Raw genomic sequence first — 16,467 nt, forward strand, 5'->3', positions numbered from 1 at the left:
CGGTCGCCGGACGGGACTGCAGTGGCCCGGGAGACCCGACGCGACATTCGACTGTGACGTGCACGACAAACGCACCAACCGTCGTCCTTCATCCGTTCGGCGCAACAGGAGGGATACATATGCGGACTACCCTCCGGGCTCGTGGACCGCAGTAGGGCCGGCGAACTTCTCGGCAAGCCCATGCTCGTCGAGCTGTCTCACGCGATCGAGCAGTTCGCCCTCGCAGCCGCCCCCGGTGAGCCGCTGATCGTCATCGCGATGTTCCAGAAGCACTCCTACTTCCAGCGTGAGCTGCCCGTTTACCGGAACATCGCGTCGGCCGGTGCCGTCACGCTCGTCGGGATGGCCGAGGAGATTCCACCCCAGCTGCCCCGCGGGCTCCATCTCGCGCTGGCGCCGGCGACGGGGCCGCTGGCCCGCGAGTGGAGCGTCACCGTGCTCGGACCCCACGGCGGCGCCACCCTCGTCGCCACCGACCTGGAACTGGTCGACCCCGTTGCCCGGACGATCGAGGAAGGCAGGTGCTTCCGCGGCCGGTGGTCCTTCCGCCGCGAGGACGCCCTCCGCGAGGTGCTGCGGCTGCGCTCGCAGCTGCGGCTGCCCGCCGGGGTGATCGCCGAGATGGACGACGTGCTCCAAGCCGTGCAACGCGTACCCGAACCCGACCACCAGGGCTGGTGGGGCGTCCCGGCCCGGTTCCTCGCCGACCGGATGCAGGCCGCCGTCCGGTCCCGCACCGAGGCGCAGGTGGCGCTCGAATCCGTCGCTGAGGACAGCGGCGAGCGTGACCCCCGCACCGGCCTGTACACCGAGAAGTTCCTCAAGCGCTGGACGGCCGGTCTCGGCGCGGGCACGCTGCCGATCGGCCTGGCCCTGCTGCGGGTGTTCGGCATCGCCGAGGTGCGGGCGGACTACGGCCTTCGCGCGGAGCTCGCCGCCCTGCACGGGGTCAGCGGGTGCGTGCAGGACCTGCTGACGAACGTCGACCGGGTGGTGCGGATCGGCCGCGAGGACTTCCTCGTCGTACTCCCCTCCTGGTCCCCGGAGAGGGTCATGTGGTTCTGCGAGGAGGTCTGTGAGCGCGTTTCGCGGCTGGAGGACGCGTATCCGTTCATCGCCCTGCCGGGCGTGGCCGCCGCCACCGTCACCCGCAGCCGACCCCTACCGATCCCGCAGCTCATACACCAGGTCGAGCTCGGCGGCCGAGCCTCCGAGCCGGTGAGCCTGCTGGCCGACTGACCCTGCCGGCGCGCGAGCCGTCAGCGTCTCGGGAGCGCAGCTCCCTCAGTTCCCGGCGACCGCCGCACGCACCGTGAAGGTGCGCCGGTAGTCGACCGGCGCGACGCCGACGACCTTCCGGAAGTGGTGGCGCAACAGCGCCCCGCTCCCGAAACCGCTGCTCTCGGCCACCTCGTCGATACCGAGGTCGGTGTCCTCGAGAAGTCGCTGCGCCCGCTGAACGCGCTGGAGGGTGAGCCAGCGGTGGGGCGTGGTGCCGGTCTCGGCGACGAAGCGGCGCGCGAAGCTGCGGTCGGACATGCGGGCCCGGCGAGCCAGGTCGGTGACCGTGTGCTCGATCTCCAGGTGCTCGAGCACCCAGTCGAGCACGGGCGCGAGGCCGTCGGACGAGCACCGCGGCACCGGCTGCTCCACGAACTGCCGCTGCCCGCCGTCGCGTTGCGGTGGCACGACCATGCGGCGGGCGATCAGGTTGACGATCGCGCTGCCCAGCTCCCGGCGGACCAGGTGCAGGCAGGCATCGATACCCGCTGCCGTGCCGGCGCTGGTGATGATGTTGCCGTCGTCGACGAACAGCACGTCCGGGTCGATGAGGGCCTGCGGGTGGAGCTCGCGCAGCTCGTCGACGTTCATCCAGTGGGTGGTGCAGTGGCGGCCGTCGAGCAGCCCGGCCGCACCGAGCACGAACGCTCCCGAGCAGACGCTGAGCAGCGTGGCCCCGTCGGCGGCGGCGCCGCGCAGCGCGTCGAGGACGGGCTCGGGGAACGTCCGCAGGCGGGTGGCCGCGATCGCGACGAGGTCGGCGCCGCGCAGCCCGTCGAGCCCGTGGTGCGGGACGACGCCCATTCCCACGGTGCTCGACACCGGCTCCCCGGCCACCGGACCGCACACCCGCAGCTCGAAGGGCGGCACTCCCTCGGCCGTGCGGTCGATGCCGAAGACCTCGCAGATCGTGCCGAACTCGAACGGCGAGACCTCCGGGAGCACCAGCGCAGCGACGGTGGACAACATGCGGAGAGCATAGTGGCAGGATTTTTGCTGTGCTAGGCACCTCTGCCACTGTTGGCAGGAAGTAGATCAGCGGACAATTTCTGCCATGGCTACCGCACTCATCGTTCTCCTCCTCGTCGCCATCGCCGTCACGATCTCGATCGTCCGTCCGTCCACCCGGCACGACGCCCCCGCGCCTGCCGACCGCGACCGTGAGCGGGAGCTCGCAGAGCTGCGCGGGATGAACGGCTACCGCTCGGACATCCGCATTCCCTGACCCGCCCGACCCTCAGTCCGACGCGTAGAACTGCGTGAGGCGCTCGGCCTCCTCCTGCAGCTCACGCGCGGCGGCAGGGGGCAGCTCGTGGAACGGCTCGCAGCGGACGGCGCCGTCGACGTGGCGCCAGGTGCCCGCCACGCGACCGTCGACGAGGAACGTGGGCACCGACTGAGGCGACGTCGTGGCGAAGACCACCGGTCGGTGCTCCTCGGGAAGGATCTGCGCGCGCCGCGCGTGGACGAGGAGAACCGCGTCCCACTGCCCCAGGAACCGCACGGGCGCGGGAGTGCCGGCGGGCGGCAGCGGGGCACCGGGCAGGTCGAACAGCTCGCCACCCGACTCGTCACGGAACCGGCGCAGCTCCAGCCGTTGCAACACCTGCCGCGCGGTGGTGACCGTCCACCCGCAGAACAACGAGACGTCCTTGGCGGACGCCGGGCCGAACCCGCCCAGGTAGCGCCGCACGAGCAGCTCCTGGCCCTCCTCCTCCGACGGAGCGGGCTCGGGCACGGGAACCGTGTGCTCCGCCAGCCCGTAGACGTGAGCCCGCGGTGTGGCCCAGGTGCCTGCGGGCGGCACCCGGACCAGGTCGATCCAGAGCTGGGCTCCGGACCACACCTCGCGCGTAAAACCGTCGGCGGCGAGGAGCCGCTGGATCTCGGCCTGTTTGAGCGGCCCCTCCGCCAGATAGCGGCGCACGGCGTCGGCGACCTTCGGCATGTCGGTGGCGGCCGCGCGGTAGGCCCGGAGCCACCACTCCCGCCGTGGAGCGCGCACCGCCTCGGTGAGAGGCCGGTAGTCGCGCGCCGAGACCATGTGGATCGTGCAGCGCATGACCCACCCCTGCACGATGCGCCCGCTCATCAGGGCGTCGGTGAGCATCTCCCGGCGAAAGCCCGCGAGCCTCGACCACAGCCCCACGTAGCCCGACGGCGCGTACTGCGTCTGCAGCCCCGCGACCTGCTCGACAGCACGTTCCGGCGCGAGCGACGCACGCTCCAGGAGGAGCTGACGGGCGAGGACCGCGCGATTGATCTCCTCGATGGACAGCACCCGCTCGGCCATGCCGGGGAGTGTGCCGCGAACCACCGACATTCCGGCGATCTCCCACCAACGTGACAGCGCGAGGTGCTCCGCCTCGCCGCCGACGGCCTGCGCAACTACCTCTCGACGGCGATCACCAAGCTCGGGGTGCGCAACCGGATCGAGGCCGCCCGCGTGGCCCGCGACCGGGGCCGGCTCTGAGAGGCCGTCATCCCGCGGCCCGCGCCGTCGACCGACCGGCGGTGGGGCGGGCGAGCCCGAGGTGGTCGCGCAGGGTCGGCCCGGTGTATTCGGTGCGGTAGCTGCCGCGGTCCTGCAGTTCCGGCACCACCTTCTCGACGAACTCGTCGAGCCCGCCGGGCACCAGGTGCGGGATGAGGATGAAGCCGTCGGAGGCGTTCTCCTGCACGTAGACGTCCATCTGCTCGGCCACCTGCCGTGGCGTGCCGACGAACGACTGCCGCGCGGTGGTCTCGATGATCAGCTCCCGGATCGAGAGGCCGCCCTTCGCCTCGGAGAGCTCCCGCCACTGCCGGGCCACGGCCAGGCTGTCCTTCTCGTGCCGCACCCGGCCGCGCGTGATCGACACACCTTCCGGATCGGGATCGACGTCGGGCAGCGGGCCGTCCGGGTCGTAGGCCGACAGGTCGCGGCCCCACACCTGCTCGAGGAATGCGATCGCGGTCTGCGGGCTCACCTGTGCCCGCCGGATCTCCGCCGCCGCCTCCGCTGCGTCCTCGGGGGTGTCGCCGAGCGCGAACGTCGTGGCCGGCAGGATCGTCACGTCCCGTTCGGAACGTCCGTAGCGCGGGAGCCTGCCCTTCAGGTCGCGGTAGAACGCCTGGCCGGACTCGAGCGTGCCGTGCCGGGAGAAGATCGCGTCCGCGGTCCGGGCGCCGAACTCGCGCCCCGCGTCGGAGTCGCCGGACTGGATCAGCACCGGATGTCCTTGCGGAGTCGGCGGGAGCGAGAACCGTCCCGAGAACGAGAACTGCTCTCCCCGGTGCTCGACGACGGGCGCCGCGCCGTCGCGGACGAACGCGCCGCGCTCCCGGTCGGCCACCATGGCGTCCTCCGCCCACGAGAGCCACAGCTCACGGACCGCGTCGAGGATCTCCTGCGCCCGCTCATAGCGTTGCTCGGGCGCCAGGAACCCGCCGCGCCGGAAGTTCTCGCCGGTGAACGCGTCGGAGCTGGTGACGAGGTTCCAGGCGGCCCGGCCGCCGGACAGGTGGTCGAGCGATGCCAGCTGCTTCGCGAGCTCGTAGGGCTCGTTGAACGTGGTGTTGAGCGTGCCGCCCAGGCCCAGGTGCGTGGTGACGGCGGCGATCGCGTTCAGCACGGTGAGCGTGTCGGGTCGCCCGACCACGTCGAGGTCGTGGATGCGGCCGCGGTGCTCGCGCAGCCGCAGCCCCTCGGCGAGAAACAGGAAGTCGAACAGGCCCCGCTCGGCCGTCCGCGCGAAATGCACGAACGAGGCGAAGTCGGTCTGGCTCCCGGACTCCGGGTCGCTCCACACCGTGGTGTTGTTGACGCCGGGGAAATGCGCGGCCAGATGGATCTGCTTCTTGGCGTTCATGCGTTCACCTCCGCGTACCGATTGGCGGGCCGGGACAGGCCGAAGCGCTCGCGCAACGTCGCACCGGGCGGCACCGGCGGGCGCAGGCCGCGCTCGGCGAGCCGGGGCACCACATCGGCGGCGATGGCCTGCACGCCGCTGGGCAGCGCCAGGGGCACGGCGGTGACACCGTCGGCAGCACCGCCGGAGACGGCCTCCGCGATCACGTCGACCAGGGCGTCCGCCGTGTCGACGACCCGCAGCGACGAGGCGGCGAGCTCGCGGTGGGCGTCGAGCGCGTCGAGCGCGCGGCGGGCGCCCGCCGCGTCCGAGTCCAGCAGCACCTCCACGTCGAGCAGCACGGCGACGTCGTCCGGGTTCCGGCCGGCCGCCGCCACTGCCGCACGCACCCGCTCGCGGGCGGTGTGGGCCGCGGCGAGGTCGGCGGCCGCGACCCGCACGACGTCGGCCCGGGCGGCGGCGACCCCGAGTGCCTCGGGTTCGTCGCCGCGCAGCACCACCAGCGGGTGCGCCTGCGGGCTGCGCGGGGTGATCGACGGGCCCTTGACGGAGAAGAACTCGCCGGCGAAGTCGATGTAGTGCAGCTTGTCGCGGTCGACGTAGCGGCCGGTGGCGACGTCGCGGATGACCGCGTCGTCCTCCCAGGAGTCCCACAGCGCCGCCACGACCTCGATGACGTCGGCGGTCTCGCGCCACAGGTCGGCGGCCGGTGCGGCCGGCTTGCGACCGAACAGCTCCGCCTCCGCCGGAGTGCGCGACACGAGGGGCTCCCAGCCGGCGCGGCCGGAGGACACGAGGTCGAGGGTGGCGATCGCCTTGGAGATGTGGAACGGCTCGGTGTGCGTGACGGTCACCGCGGGGACCAGCCCGACCCCGGGGACGACCGGCGCCACCCTTGCGGCGATGGCCACCGCGTCCAGTCGAATGGGCACGAGGTCCGGGTCGCCGGACGGCGGCACGAGCGAGTCGGGCACGGCCACGAAGTCGGCGCCGGCGGCGAGCCTCGTCAGCTCGACGTGATAGGCGGCGGTGAGCAGCTCCTCGGGACGCGCGTCGGGCCGTCGCCACGCAGCCGGGTGCCGGCCCGCCCCGGACACTTCCACCGCCAGATACGTGCCCTGTGCCATGCGTCCCTCCGGTGGGTGACGTCGACCGGTCTCCCGTGCAAACCCGGGGCCGTCACCGGCACATTCCCACCGATCGGCGTGCGCGTCAGCGCGGACTCCGGTCACCTGCGGCGATGTCGGCCTCGATCGCCGACGCACAGGCCCGCAGCGCCGGAAGGATCTCGCGAACGACGTCGCGAGAGCCTGCCCTCGTGCTGACGTTCGCCGCCGCCACGACGCTGCCTGCCGCGCCCCGCACCGGCACGGAGATCGAGCGCAGCCCCAGCTCCAGCTCCTGGTCGACCACGCAGAACCCGGCCTCGCGCACCCCGTCGAGCTCGCGGGAGAGGTCCGCCGGATCGGTGAGTGTGCGGTCGGTCAGGGCTCGCGGTCGCAGCTCGGCGAGCCGCTGTGCCCGCTCCTCGCGCGGGAGGGCGGCCAGCAGCACCCGCCCCATGGACGTGGCGTAGGCCGGGAGGCGGGTGCCGATCGTGATGGCGACCGTCATGATCCGCGAGGTCGGCACCCTGGCGACGTAGACGACGTCGCCGCCGTCGAGCACCGAGACCGAGGCCGACTCCTGCACCTCACGGACCAGCGCCTCCAGGTGCGGCGCGGCGATCTCGGGCAAGGACAGGCTGGACAGGTAGGAGTAGCCCAGCTCCAGCACGCGGGGGGTCAGCGCGAAGATCCGTCCGTCGGTGCGGACGTAGCCGAGCTCGGTGAGGGTGTGCAGGAAGCGCCGGGTGGCGGCCCGCGGCAGCCCGGTGCGCCGGGCGACCTCGCTGAGGGTCTGCTCCGGGTGCTCGGCGTCGAACGCCCTGATCACGGCGAGGCCGCGGGCGAGCGAGCGGACGTGCTCGGTCACCGCGGCGCCGCCGTCACGGCCGCTCCGCGAGCAGCCGGTCCACCAGGTCGGCGGCGTGCCCGGGCGAGGGGTTCGTGCCGGTGGTGAGCGCGAGGTCGGCGGCCATCCGGTCCGGGTGGACGGCCAGGCCCTCCAGGGACGTGCGCAGCCGGGCCGCCGCGCCGCCGGTGGCGCGGAGCAGATCGCCGAGCGTCTCCCACTCGGCGTGCCAGGCTCCGGCAGCACGCTGGTGCTCGTGGTCGGCGGCGGCGAGCAGCACCGCGGCGAGCCCGGGAGCGCGTCGCGCCGCTCCCCGCGCCGTGATCGCGGCGATCGGGTTGCGCTTGTGCGGCATCGACGACGAGTCGCCCGGCGCGGCCTCCGACACCTCCCCGAGCTCCGTCCCGGCGAGCAGCACGATGTCGGTGGCCGGCTTCGCGCACGCCCCGGCGGCGACGGCCAGTGCGCCGGCGAGCTCGCCGATCCGCGTGCGCTCGGTGTGCCACGGTGCGGCGTCGGAGAGCCGCAGGCCCGCGGCGAGCGACGCGGCCACGGCCGGCCCGTGCGGATGCAGCGCCGCGAGGGTGCCCGCCGCCCCGCCGAACTGGACGGGCAGTGCGGCGAGGACGCGGGCCAGGCCCGTCCTGGCCCGGTCGAGCCCGGCGCACCAGCCGGCCGCGACCAGGCCGAACGTCGTGGGCAACGCCTGCTGGCCGAGGGTGCGGGCGATCATCGGGGTCGTCCGGTGCGCGTCGGCCAGCGCCGCGGCGGCGTCGGCCGCTCCACGCAGGTCGTCGAGCACGATCTCCCCGGCCCAGCCCACGAGGAGCACCGCGGCCGTGTCCATGATGTCCTGGCTGGTGGCGCCGGGGTGGACCGAGCGACCGGCCTCCCCCGCAGCCGACCTCAGCAGCCGGACCAGCGGGATCACCGGGTTCCCGCCCTCGACGGCCGCGCGCCCCAGGTCGGCGGGGTCGATCGTGAGGTCCGCCGCCACCGTCGCGATGCGCTCCGCGTCCTTCGCCGGGACGACCCCGTGCTCGGCGGCGGCGCGCGACAGCGCCACCTCGACGGCGACCAGCGCGGCCACCCACGACGCGTCGTCGAGCCGGGCGGCCACCCGGTCGGCCCCGAACACCGGGTCGAACAGAGCACTGGACATGGGCCGGAACTTACGTGCCCCCGTGCGGCCGCGAGGCACAGCCCCGCTCGTCTAGGCGACTCGCGGAGCCGGAGTGTGTTCGCTGTGCGAACAGTTGTACGTCTGACGCACAGCGCCGTAGGGTCGGCTGTCGTGATGGACAAGGTGGTCGCGTCCGCGGCCGAAGCGGTGGCCGACGTCCCTGACGGCGCGTCGCTCGCGGTGGGTGGGTTCGGGATGTCCGGGGTGCCGGCGGTGTTGATCGCGGCGTTGCTCGAGCAGGGCGCCACGGATCTGGAGACGATCAGCAACAACCTCGGCCTCGATGGTTTCGGGTTGGGCACGCTGCTGGCGGCCGGCCGGATCCGGCGCACGATCGGCTCCTATGTGGGCAACAACAAGGAGTTCGCCCGCCAGTACCTGGCCGGGGAGATCGAGCTGGAGCTGACTCCGCAGGGCACGCTCGCGGAGCGGCTGCGCGCGGGCGGTGCGGGTATCCCGGCGTTCTTCACCCCGGCTGGTGTGGGTACCCAGGTCGCCGACGGCGGGCTGCCGTGGCGTTACGCCGCCGATGGTGGTGTGGCGGTGCACTCGCCGCGCAAGGAGGTGCGGGAGTTCCGCGGGCGGTCCTACGTGCTCGAAGAGGCGATCTCCCCCGACTACGCCCTGGTGCACGCCTGGAAGGGCGATCGCCACGGCAACCTCGTCTACCGGCGCAGCTCGCGCAACTTCAACCCCGTGTGCGCCGCGGCCGGGCGGGTCACGATCGCGCAGGTCGAGCACCTGGTCGAGCCGGGTGAGATCGACCCGGACGCCGTGCACACCCCGGGCATCCAGGTGCAGCGCGTGGTGCACGTGCCCGACGCCGACAAGCCCATCGAGTTCCGGACGGTACGCGCTTCGAAGGTGGAGACGGCATGACGCTCACCCGTGATCAGCTCGCCGCGCGTGTGGCCGCCGAGCTGCCCGACGGTTCGTATGTCAACCTCGGGATCGGGATGCCGACGCTGGTGCCCGGGTTCATCCCCGTGGGGCGCACCGTCGTGCTGCACTCGGAGAACGGCATCCTGGGTGTGGGCCCGTACCCGGCCGAGGACGAGATCGACGCCGACCTGATCAACGCGGGCAAGGAGACCGTCACCGTCCTGCCCGGGGCGTCCTACTTCGACTCGGCCACGAGCTTCGGGATGATCCGGGGCGGGCACGTCGACGTGGCCGTGCTCGGGGCGATGCAGGTCAGCGCCCGCGGTGACCTGGCCAACTGGGCCGTGCCCGGCAAGATGATCAAGGGCATGGGCGGGGCGATGGACCTCGTCCACGGCGCCCGGCGGGTGATCGTGATGATGGAACACACCGCGCGTGACGGCTCACCGAAGATCGTGGCGGAGTGCACGCTGCCGCTCACCGGCGCCGCGTGCGTGGACCGGATCGTCACCGACCTCGCCGTGATCGACGTGACCGACGCCGGCCTCACACTCGTGGAGACCGCCCCCGGTGTCACCCCCGACGAGGTACGAGCGGCGACGGGCGCACCACTGAACTGAGGCCGTGGCCCTGCGGACGCCGGACGTCCGCAGGGCCACCACGTCGATCAAGCGGAGGGGCCGAGCTCCACCGGGAGGGTGGTCAGACCGCGGATGAGCGTGCTGCGCCGGTGGAGCAGCTCCTGCGGATCGATCGCCAGTGCCAGTTCCGGGCGCCGGGCGAGCAGCATCCCGATCGCCTCCTGACCTTCGATGCGCGCGAGCTGCGCGCCGAGGCAGTGGTGAAGGCCGTGCCCGAAGGCGACGTGGCCCGAGACGTCGCGGTCGACGCGCAGCTCCTCGGAGTCGGCGAAGCGCTCCTGGTCGCGGTTGGCCGCGGCCAGCGAGAGCTGGACGATCGAGCCGGCCGGGATCGTGACGCCCGAGTACTCGACGTCCTCGGCGGCGAAGCGGGCCGGGGTGCTGTGCACCGGCGCGTCCCAGCGCAGGAACTCCTCGACCGCCGACGGCAGCAGCTCCGGGCGCTCGCGCAGCAGCGCGAGCTGCTCGGGGTGGGTGAGCAGCGCGAGCAGGCCGTTGCCGATGAGGTTGACCGTGGTCTCGTGCCCGGCGATGAGCAGCATCATCGCCATGCCGACGAGTTCGGGCTGCGAGAGCCGGTCGCCGTCCTCCGCCACCTCGATCAGCCCGCTGATGAGGGCGTCGTCGGGCTTCTGGCGCTTCTGCTCGATCAGCTTGCTCAGGTACTCGAAGAGCTTGGCGGAAGCGGCCATCGACTCGTCGCGCGTCGACTCGTCGACCATCGTGTTGGACCAGGCCGCGAAGTCGTCGCGATCATCCGCGGGCACGCCGAGCAGCTCGCAGATCACGAAGACGGGCAACAGGAACGCGTACTCGGCCATGATGTCGACCCGGCCCGAGGCCGGCAGCGCGTCGAGGAGCTCACCGGCGATCTGCTCGACCCGCGGGCGCAGCTCCTCCATGCGCCGCAGGGTGAACGAGCGCGACACCAGCTTGCGCAGCCGGGTGTGCTCCGGTGGGTCCATCAGCAACATCATGGGGACGTTCGGGGTGGGGGCATCCGCCCGCGCCTCGGGCGGCAGCGTGAAGCGCCAGTCCTTGCTCAGCCGCGGGTCGGCGAGCGCGGCGCGCACGTCGGCGTAGCGGCTGAGCAGCCAGACCGTGCCGTCCTGGCGCTCCACCTTGCACACCGGCTCGTCGGAGCGCAGGGCCGCGTAGGCCGGGTAGGGATCGCGCCAGAAGGCGCCCTCGAACAGCTCGACGGTGGAGGTCACCGGTCTCCTTCGCGCGTTCCGACTGATGTAAGCAGGAGCTTACAGCCGCGTCGGGCTCAACGTGCCGGGAACGACCGCGATGTCGGCAGGCACCGGTTCCCCCGTCACCACCGCCGCGCCCAACGCCGCGAGCGCCGGTGAGCTCTCGATGCCCGACCCACCCTGACCTGCGAAGAAGTGGAAGCCCGGGTGGTCGGGGCGGGCCCCGACCACGGGTCGGCGGTCCGGCACGAACGACCGCAGCCCCGCCCAACTGGTGCGCACCGACCGCAGCCCGAGCCCGGTGACGGCCTCGACGCGCTCCAGCCCCGTCGCCACGTCCAGCTCGTCGGGCCGGGCGTCGTGCGGCTCCACCGGCGTCTCGTCGGCGGGGCTCACCAGCAGCCCGTCGCCCTCCGGTTTGAAGTAGAACCGCTCGTCGGCCTCCCGCACCATCGGCAGCGGGCCGGCGGGCACCCGCGACCGGGCGGCCTCCGGTATCGGGACCAGCGCGATCGTGCGCCGGAACGGGACGAGCCCGATAGGCGGCACGCCGGCGAGCCCGGCCACGACGTCGGCCCACGCGCCGGCGGCGTCCACGACGTCGGCCGTGTCGATCGCGGCGTCTCCCGCGTGCACCCGCCAGCCGTCGCCCCGCGGCTCCAGCGCCGTGACCGGCTCACCGGCCCGGACCGTGCCGCCGCGCCTGCGCAGCCCGCGGACGTAGGCCTGGTGCAGCGCCTCGGTGTCCACGTCCGCCGCGCCCTCCACCACCGCGGCCGCCCGCACGATGCCCGGCAGGAGGAGCGGACACCGGCGCTCCGCCTCAGAGGGGTCGAGCGCCACCGGGGCCCCCGGCTCCTGCGCCTGCTCGCGGAGCAGCGCGGCGAGCGCCGCCTCGCCCACGTCGTCCACGGCGATGTGCAGCACCACGCGCGGCGTGAGCAACGGCGGCGCGTCCAACTCCTCGGCGAGCCGGGCGAAGCGAGGTCCGCTCGCGACGATGAGCGCCCGGACCGCACGGGTGCCGTGGCCGGGGATGTAGGTGGCCGCCGAGCGGGCGGTCGAGTGCCGGGCCAGTGCGGTCTCGGCCTCGAACAACACCACCGAGCGGGTGGCGGAGAGCTCGTAGGCGATCGACGCGCCGGCGATTCCGCCACCGATCACGACGACGTCCGCGGAGTCGGTCATGGGTCTGACGCTAGTGCCGAGGAAACGAGGTCGTCTCCCCCGCCTCCGACGACAGCGCAGCCCAGACGGCGCCTTGCGGCGTTGTCGTCGGCGCCGATACAACAGCGGTATCGGCGCCTCCTCCGCCTTGCGATACCCCGGGTCCGGGCAACGGCACCAGGCGGAAAACCTGTAGCGCCCTGCGAACCGACCTCGTACGGTTCCTCCCATGCGCCTGTAGAGACGACCGCCTCGTGCGGCACCGCGGCCCGGATCTCTCGTCCGCGCCGTTCCGTCCCCGTCATCCGGCCGGCCCCGGGTTCCTCCCGGCTCCGCCGCCGTTGCGGCCGCCGGCCTCGTCATCACCCTGCAGGAGGCACTCATGCGTGATCCATTGCTGTCCACCGCCGCGGGCGACCCCGCCCTCGACGCCACCCTTCCCACCGACACCGTCCTGCGCGACACCGTTCTCGGACGGCCGGTTCCGCCCGCCGATGCGGACGAACCCGCGCCGTCCAACAGGGCGGCCCGTCGCGGACGCTCGGGCAAGAAGACCCGCAGCGGCGCCGTGCTACCCGGCGCCCCGAGTCGTGCCCGAGCTGCGCAGGGCCGCCGGATCAACCCTGTACGCCGCACGGGTTGATCCCCCCGGTACCGCCGGCCTCGCGTCCACGAGGCCGGCGGTACACCCGCGACATGGACGCATCTCGCTGATCGCGCGCGCGATCGTCCCTCGTCATGCGTCCATGTCGCGCTCATAACCCTGGGGCTGCCGGGGAAACGTGTGACCATGGCTGGGTGGCCATCGCGCGCAACAACACCGCCACCACCGTCTGGTGGGCAGCCCCCGTCCCGCCGGAGGCCGCGCCCGGCCTCGTCGCGCTTCTGGACGCGCACGAGCGAGCCCGCCTCGACCGCTTCCGGTTGGCCGCCGACCGCGCTCGCTACGTCGCCGCGCACGCGCTTGCGCGGATCGTGCTGGCCGAGGCCGTCGGCAGGCCGGCGGGCGATCTCCGGTTCGACCGCACCTGCCAGTGCGGGCAGCAGCACGGCAAGCCCGTCCTCGTCGACGGGCCGGGCTTCTCGCTGACCCACGCCGGAGACTTCGTGGGAGTCGCCGTGCATCCGGGCGGCTCGGTCGGTCTCGACGTCGAGCAGGTCCGGGAGCTCACCGACCTCGCCGCGATGGCCGAGCACGTCTGCTCCCCGGCGGAGTCGGTGGCCGACACGGCGTCGTTCTTCATCGCGTGGACGCGTAAGGAAGCGCTGCTCAAGGCCACCGGTGCCGGACTGTCCAGCCCGATGAAGGCGATCACGCTCGGGCCGTCCGGCGTGCGGGAGTGGACCGGCGACGGCGCCCCGTCCGGGCCGGTGTGGCTGCGGGACCTGCATCCCGGCGGCGACTACCGGGCGGCTGTGGCCGGGCTCGGCACGGCGCCGCCCCGCGTCGACGAGGTGGACGGCAACGCCCTCCTGCGCGCCGGAGTGAGCTGAGCGCGCACTCTCCAGTGGAAGCCGGCCCGAGGCGCCAGGGAACTGTCGGTGGGCTCGGGGATGATGGCGCCGTGGGCGTGCGCTGGGTGCTGCACCTCGACATGGACGCGTTCTTCGCCTCCGTCGAGCAGCTCACCCGCCCCACCCTGCGCGATCGCCCGGTGCTGGTCGGTGGCCTGGGGCCACGCGCGGTGGTGGCCGGCGCCAGCTACCAGGCTCGCGTGTTCGGGGCTCGCTCCGCCATGCCGATGGGCCAGGCCCGCAGGCTCTGCCCGCACGCCGTGGTGCTCCCCGCGCGGTTCGCGCTCTACCACTCCCTGAGCGAGCGGGTGATGGCCGTGCTCGCCGACGCCGCGCCCGTGCTCGAACCCGTCTCGCTCGACGAGGCGTTCCTCGAGCCCCCCACGCTCGCCGGTGCCTCGGCGGCCGAGGTCGAGCGGTTCGGCGCGCAGTTGCGGGCCTCCGTGCGAGCCGCCACCGGGCTCCCCGCCTCGGTCGGGGCCGGATCCGGCAAGCAGCTCGCCAAGATCGCGTCCGAGCTCGCCAAGCCCGACGGGCTGCGGGTCGTGGCGCCACAGGAGGAGCAGGAGGTCCTCGCGCCGCTCCCGGTGCGCGCGCTGTGGGGCGTCGGGCCGGTGGCCGAGGCGGGGCTGCGCAAGCTCGGCGTGCACACCATCGGCGAGCTCGCCGCCATGGACCTGCGCGAGCTCACCGCCCTGCTGGGCACCGCGATCGGCACCGAACTGCACCGCCTCGCCCGCGGCGTGGACGAGCGGCCGGTCGCGCCGCGAGGTGCGGCGAAGCAGGTGAGCGCCGAGACCACCTTCGACAGCGACCTCACGGCCATGACGGCCGTGCACGACGCCGTGGCCAGGATGACCCAGGCCGCCCACCGGCGGCTCCTCGACTCGGGGCGCGCGGCCCGTACCGTCACGGTCAAGGTCCGCAGCGCCGACTTCACCACGTCCAGCCGCTCAGCCACCAGCGGCAGCGGGAGCACCGACCTCCAGACGCTCACCGCCGTTGCCCAGCGGCTGGCACTCACGGCGGTGCCCGAGGGCGGTGTGCGGTTGATCGGGGTGTCGCTGGCCGGTCTCATCGACGACCCCCCGCCTGCGCTGTTCGAGCCGGGCCGGTTCGAGGCCGTGCCGGCGGACTCCGTCCCCGTCGGGCCCGAACCCGACGAGCCCGGTTCCGCCACGGCACGGCTCGACGACCGCCCCTGGCGCCCCGGCGACGACGTGCGCCACGCCGAGCACGGCCACGGCTGGGTGCAAGGGGCCGGGCACGGCCGCGTCACGATCCGGTTCGAGACCCGCAGCACGGGCCCCGGCCGGGCTCACACCTTCGCGGCCGACGACGGCGACCTGGTCCGTGCCGACCCGCTTGAGAGCCTGCAGTGATCCGGCCCGATCCCATCGCGGCCGTCGAGCGGCGGTCTAGGCAGGCGGTCGCCACGGGCGCGGCGGCAGCACCGGGAGCCCGCTCGGGGCGCACTGGCCGCCCCGCTCCCCGGCCAGCCGGAAGATCAGCCAGCCGATCAGCCCCGCCAGGATCGAGCCGGCGAGGATGCCGATCTTCGCGTCGTTCACCAGCACCGGGTCGGTCAGGGCCAGCTCGGTGATGAACAGGGCCACCGTGAACCCGATGCCCGCGAGCCCGGCGCCACCGATCAGCTGGCCCCACCGCAGTGTGTCGGGCACCCGCCCGATCCCGAGGCGCAGCGCTATCCAGGTGCCCAGGCTGACCCCGACCAGCTTGCCGACCGTCAGGCCCACCACGATGCCCCAGAAGAGCGGCGACGCGACGGCAGCGGCGATCGCGTCGCCCGAGAGCACCACACCGGCGTTGGCCAGCACGAAGATCGGGACGATCACGTAGCTGCTCCACGGCTGGATGCGCAGCTGCAGCCGCTCGTTCGGCGACACGGCCTCCAGCGCGGCGGCCTGAGCGGCGAGGGCTCGTTCCGGGCTGGGGTCAACGAGGAGGCTGCCGCCCAGCACCTGCACCCTGGCGATGTCGCGCGGCCGCGGGGCGTAGGCGTTGACGAGCAGGCCGAGCGCGACGCCGACGACGCTCGGGTGCACGCCGGACTCCAGCACCGCGACCCACATCACCACGGCGATCACGACGTAGATCGGGGTGCGCCAGAAGTCGACGAATCGCAGCCCCAGGAGCGCCAGGAACAGAACGACGGCCAGGAGCAGCGCCGTGTAATTGACCTGGTGGGTGTAGAAGATGGCGATCGCGAGAACGGCACCGATATCGTCGACGATCGCGAGCGCGAGCAGGAACACCCGGAGCTGATCCGGGCAGCGTGGCCCGATGAGCGCGAGCATGCCGATGACGATCGCCGTGTCGGTCGAGATCGGGATGCCCCACGCGCCTGCGGCCGGTCCGCTCGCGTTGAACAGCAGGAAGATCGCAGCCGGTAGGACCAGGCCGCCGATGGCAGCCACGGCGGGTGTGGCGAGCGCCCGCACACCCCGCAGCTCGCCCAGCACGGTCTCGCGTGAGATCTCCAGCCCGACGCTGAGGAAGAACAGCACCATGAGGCCGTCGTTGACCCAGTGGCGCAGGTCGAGCGTGAGGTCGAGGGAACCGACCGAGAACGAGAGCGGCGTGTGCCAGAACTCCTCGTAGCCGCCGACGTTGGCCCAGATCAGTGCCAGCACGGCGGCGGCGAGAAGCAGCACGGCCGATCCGGATTCGGTCCGCATGAAGGACCGCGCCGCGCGACTCAGCTCGCCGCGCTCGGTTAAGGTCGTCACTGCCACGGGGGGATCCTGCCATCCGGGTTTCGGGCGCCCGACGCACAT

The 16,467-nt window shown here is 73.1% G+C and carries 16 protein-coding genes; 7 read left to right on the forward strand and 9 right to left on the reverse strand.

Going from position 1 to position 16,467, the window contains the following annotated elements:
- Nucleotides 1-141: 141 nt before the first annotated feature.
- A complete protein-coding gene (locus MMF94_RS24360; protein WP_241039485.1) occupies nucleotides 142-1,239 on the forward strand; it encodes a sensor domain-containing diguanylate cyclase in 1,098 nt (365 codons plus the stop codon).
- Between the two features lie 45 nt (nucleotides 1,240-1,284).
- On the opposite strand, the gene MMF94_RS24365 is transcribed toward MMF94_RS24360, so the two are convergent.
- The gene (locus MMF94_RS24365) at nucleotides 1,285-2,250 is read right to left on the reverse strand and encodes a GlxA family transcriptional regulator (RefSeq protein ID WP_241039486.1); all 966 of its coding nucleotides are present in this window, start codon (nucleotides 2,248-2,250) and stop codon (nucleotides 1,285-1,287) included.
- Nucleotides 2,251-2,335: 85 nt separating this feature from the next.
- Between MMF94_RS24365 and MMF94_RS24370 the strand changes: the two genes are divergently transcribed.
- On the forward strand, nucleotides 2,336-2,506 hold the full coding sequence (locus tag MMF94_RS24370) for a hypothetical protein (protein ID WP_241039487.1): 171 nt from the start codon (nucleotides 2,336-2,338) through the stop codon (nucleotides 2,504-2,506).
- 12 nt (nucleotides 2,507-2,518) lie between these two features.
- Here MMF94_RS24370 and MMF94_RS24375 read toward each other — a convergent pair whose 3' ends face one another.
- The 5 genes from MMF94_RS24375 to pcaB form a co-directional block, all read right to left on the reverse strand.
- Nucleotides 2,519-3,574: a winged helix DNA-binding domain-containing protein gene (locus MMF94_RS24375; protein WP_241039488.1), complete on the reverse strand. Its 1,056-nt coding sequence runs from the start codon at nucleotides 3,572-3,574 to the stop codon at nucleotides 2,519-2,521.
- A 187-nt stretch (nucleotides 3,575-3,761) separates the two neighbouring features.
- Complete coding sequence (locus tag MMF94_RS24380) at nucleotides 3,762-5,132, reverse strand: NtaA/DmoA family FMN-dependent monooxygenase (RefSeq protein ID WP_241039489.1); 1,371 nt, start codon at nucleotides 5,130-5,132, stop codon at nucleotides 3,762-3,764.
- The gene (locus tag MMF94_RS24385; RefSeq protein ID WP_241039490.1) at nucleotides 5,129-6,259 is read right to left on the reverse strand and encodes an LLM class flavin-dependent oxidoreductase; all 1,131 of its coding nucleotides are present in this window, start codon (nucleotides 6,257-6,259) and stop codon (nucleotides 5,129-5,131) included. Before MMF94_RS24385 ends, MMF94_RS24380 begins: the two co-directional genes overlap by 4 nt.
- 85 nt (nucleotides 6,260-6,344) lie before the next feature.
- Complete coding sequence (locus MMF94_RS24390) at nucleotides 6,345-7,106, reverse strand: IclR family transcriptional regulator domain-containing protein (RefSeq protein ID WP_241039491.1); 762 nt, start codon at nucleotides 7,104-7,106, stop codon at nucleotides 6,345-6,347.
- Nucleotides 7,107-7,119: 13 nt separating this feature from the next.
- Nucleotides 7,120-8,247, reverse strand: coding sequence for a 3-carboxy-cis,cis-muconate cycloisomerase (gene pcaB, locus MMF94_RS24395; RefSeq protein WP_241039492.1), 1,128 nt, complete (start codon nucleotides 8,245-8,247; stop codon nucleotides 7,120-7,122).
- Nucleotides 8,248-8,382: 135 nt separating this feature from the next.
- Here pcaB and MMF94_RS24400 point away from each other — a divergent pair, with 135 nt between their 5' ends.
- Together MMF94_RS24400 and MMF94_RS24405 are read left to right on the forward strand one after the other, a co-directional pair.
- Entirely contained in the window at nucleotides 8,383-9,147 is a 765-nt protein-coding gene (locus MMF94_RS24400; RefSeq protein ID WP_241039598.1) for a CoA transferase subunit A, read from the forward strand.
- Nucleotides 9,144-9,770, forward strand: a complete 627-nt coding sequence (locus MMF94_RS24405) for a CoA transferase subunit B (RefSeq protein WP_241039493.1) — start codon at nucleotides 9,144-9,146, stop codon at nucleotides 9,768-9,770. Before MMF94_RS24400 ends, MMF94_RS24405 begins: the two co-directional genes overlap by 4 nt.
- A 47-nt stretch (nucleotides 9,771-9,817) precedes the next feature.
- Here the strand turns inward: MMF94_RS24405 and MMF94_RS24410 are convergent, their stop codons facing one another.
- Nucleotides 9,818-11,005 (reverse strand): cytochrome P450 family protein, encoded by a 1,188-nt coding sequence (locus tag MMF94_RS24410; RefSeq protein WP_241039494.1) that lies wholly within the window; start codon nucleotides 11,003-11,005, stop codon nucleotides 9,818-9,820.
- A 39-nt stretch (nucleotides 11,006-11,044) separates the two neighbouring features.
- Complete coding sequence (locus MMF94_RS24415) at nucleotides 11,045-12,175, reverse strand: NAD(P)/FAD-dependent oxidoreductase (protein ID WP_241039495.1); 1,131 nt, start codon at nucleotides 12,173-12,175, stop codon at nucleotides 11,045-11,047.
- Nucleotides 12,176-12,536: 361 nt separating this feature from the next.
- Between MMF94_RS24415 and MMF94_RS24420 the strand changes: the two genes are divergently transcribed.
- The 3 genes from MMF94_RS24420 (at nucleotide 12,537) to MMF94_RS24430 (ending at nucleotide 15,051) form a co-directional block, all read left to right on the forward strand.
- Nucleotides 12,537-12,797: a hypothetical protein gene (locus MMF94_RS24420; protein WP_241039496.1), complete on the forward strand. Its 261-nt coding sequence runs from the start codon at nucleotides 12,537-12,539 to the stop codon at nucleotides 12,795-12,797.
- Nucleotides 12,798-12,952: 155 nt separating this feature from the next.
- Nucleotides 12,953-13,648 (forward strand): 4'-phosphopantetheinyl transferase family protein, encoded by a 696-nt coding sequence (locus MMF94_RS24425; RefSeq protein WP_241039497.1) that lies wholly within the window; start codon nucleotides 12,953-12,955, stop codon nucleotides 13,646-13,648.
- 71 nt (nucleotides 13,649-13,719) lie between these two features.
- Entirely contained in the window at nucleotides 13,720-15,051 is a 1,332-nt protein-coding gene (locus MMF94_RS24430; RefSeq protein ID WP_277398814.1) for a DNA polymerase IV, read from the forward strand.
- A 36-nt stretch (nucleotides 15,052-15,087) separates the two neighbouring features.
- Here the strand turns inward: MMF94_RS24430 and nhaA are convergent, their stop codons facing one another.
- Nucleotides 15,088-16,425, reverse strand: coding sequence for a Na+/H+ antiporter NhaA (nhaA, locus tag MMF94_RS24435; RefSeq protein WP_241039498.1), 1,338 nt, complete (start codon nucleotides 16,423-16,425; stop codon nucleotides 15,088-15,090).
- Between the last annotated feature and the right edge of the window lie 42 nt (nucleotides 16,426-16,467).

Origin of the sequence: Pseudonocardia alaniniphila (genome assembly GCF_022524485.1) — a bacterium.
GTDB lineage: Bacteria > Actinomycetota > Actinomycetes > Mycobacteriales > Pseudonocardiaceae > Pseudonocardia > Pseudonocardia alaniniphila.

Excerpts from the sequence above, each read along its gene's own strand:
- MMF94_RS24375 (WP_241039488.1), bottom strand. The coding sequence starts at position 3,574 with ATGGCCGAGCGGGTGCTGTCCATCGAGGAGATCAATCGCGCGGTCCTC.
- MMF94_RS24415 (WP_241039495.1), bottom strand. The coding sequence starts at position 12,175 with ATGACCGACTCCGCGGACGTCGTCGTGATCGGTGGCGGAATCGCCGGC.
- MMF94_RS24405 (WP_241039493.1), top strand. The coding sequence starts at position 9,144 with ATGACGCTCACCCGTGATCAGCTCGCCGCGCGTGTGGCCGCCGAGCTG.
- MMF94_RS24400 (WP_241039598.1), top strand. The coding sequence starts at position 8,383 with ATGGACAAGGTGGTCGCGTCCGCGGCCGAAGCGGTGGCCGACGTCCCT.
- MMF94_RS24365 (WP_241039486.1), bottom strand. The coding sequence starts at position 2,250 with ATGTTGTCCACCGTCGCTGCGCTGGTGCTCCCGGAGGTCTCGCCGTTC.
- MMF94_RS24380 (WP_241039489.1), bottom strand. The coding sequence starts at position 5,132 with ATGAACGCCAAGAAGCAGATCCATCTGGCCGCGCATTTCCCCGGCGTC.
- MMF94_RS24420 (WP_241039496.1), top strand. The coding sequence starts at position 12,537 with ATGCGTGATCCATTGCTGTCCACCGCCGCGGGCGACCCCGCCCTCGAC.
- pcaB (WP_241039492.1), bottom strand. The coding sequence starts at position 8,247 with ATGTCCAGTGCTCTGTTCGACCCGGTGTTCGGGGCCGACCGGGTGGCC.
- MMF94_RS24385 (WP_241039490.1), bottom strand. The coding sequence starts at position 6,259 with ATGGCACAGGGCACGTATCTGGCGGTGGAAGTGTCCGGGGCGGGCCGG.
- MMF94_RS24370 (WP_241039487.1), top strand. The coding sequence starts at position 2,336 with ATGGCTACCGCACTCATCGTTCTCCTCCTCGTCGCCATCGCCGTCACG.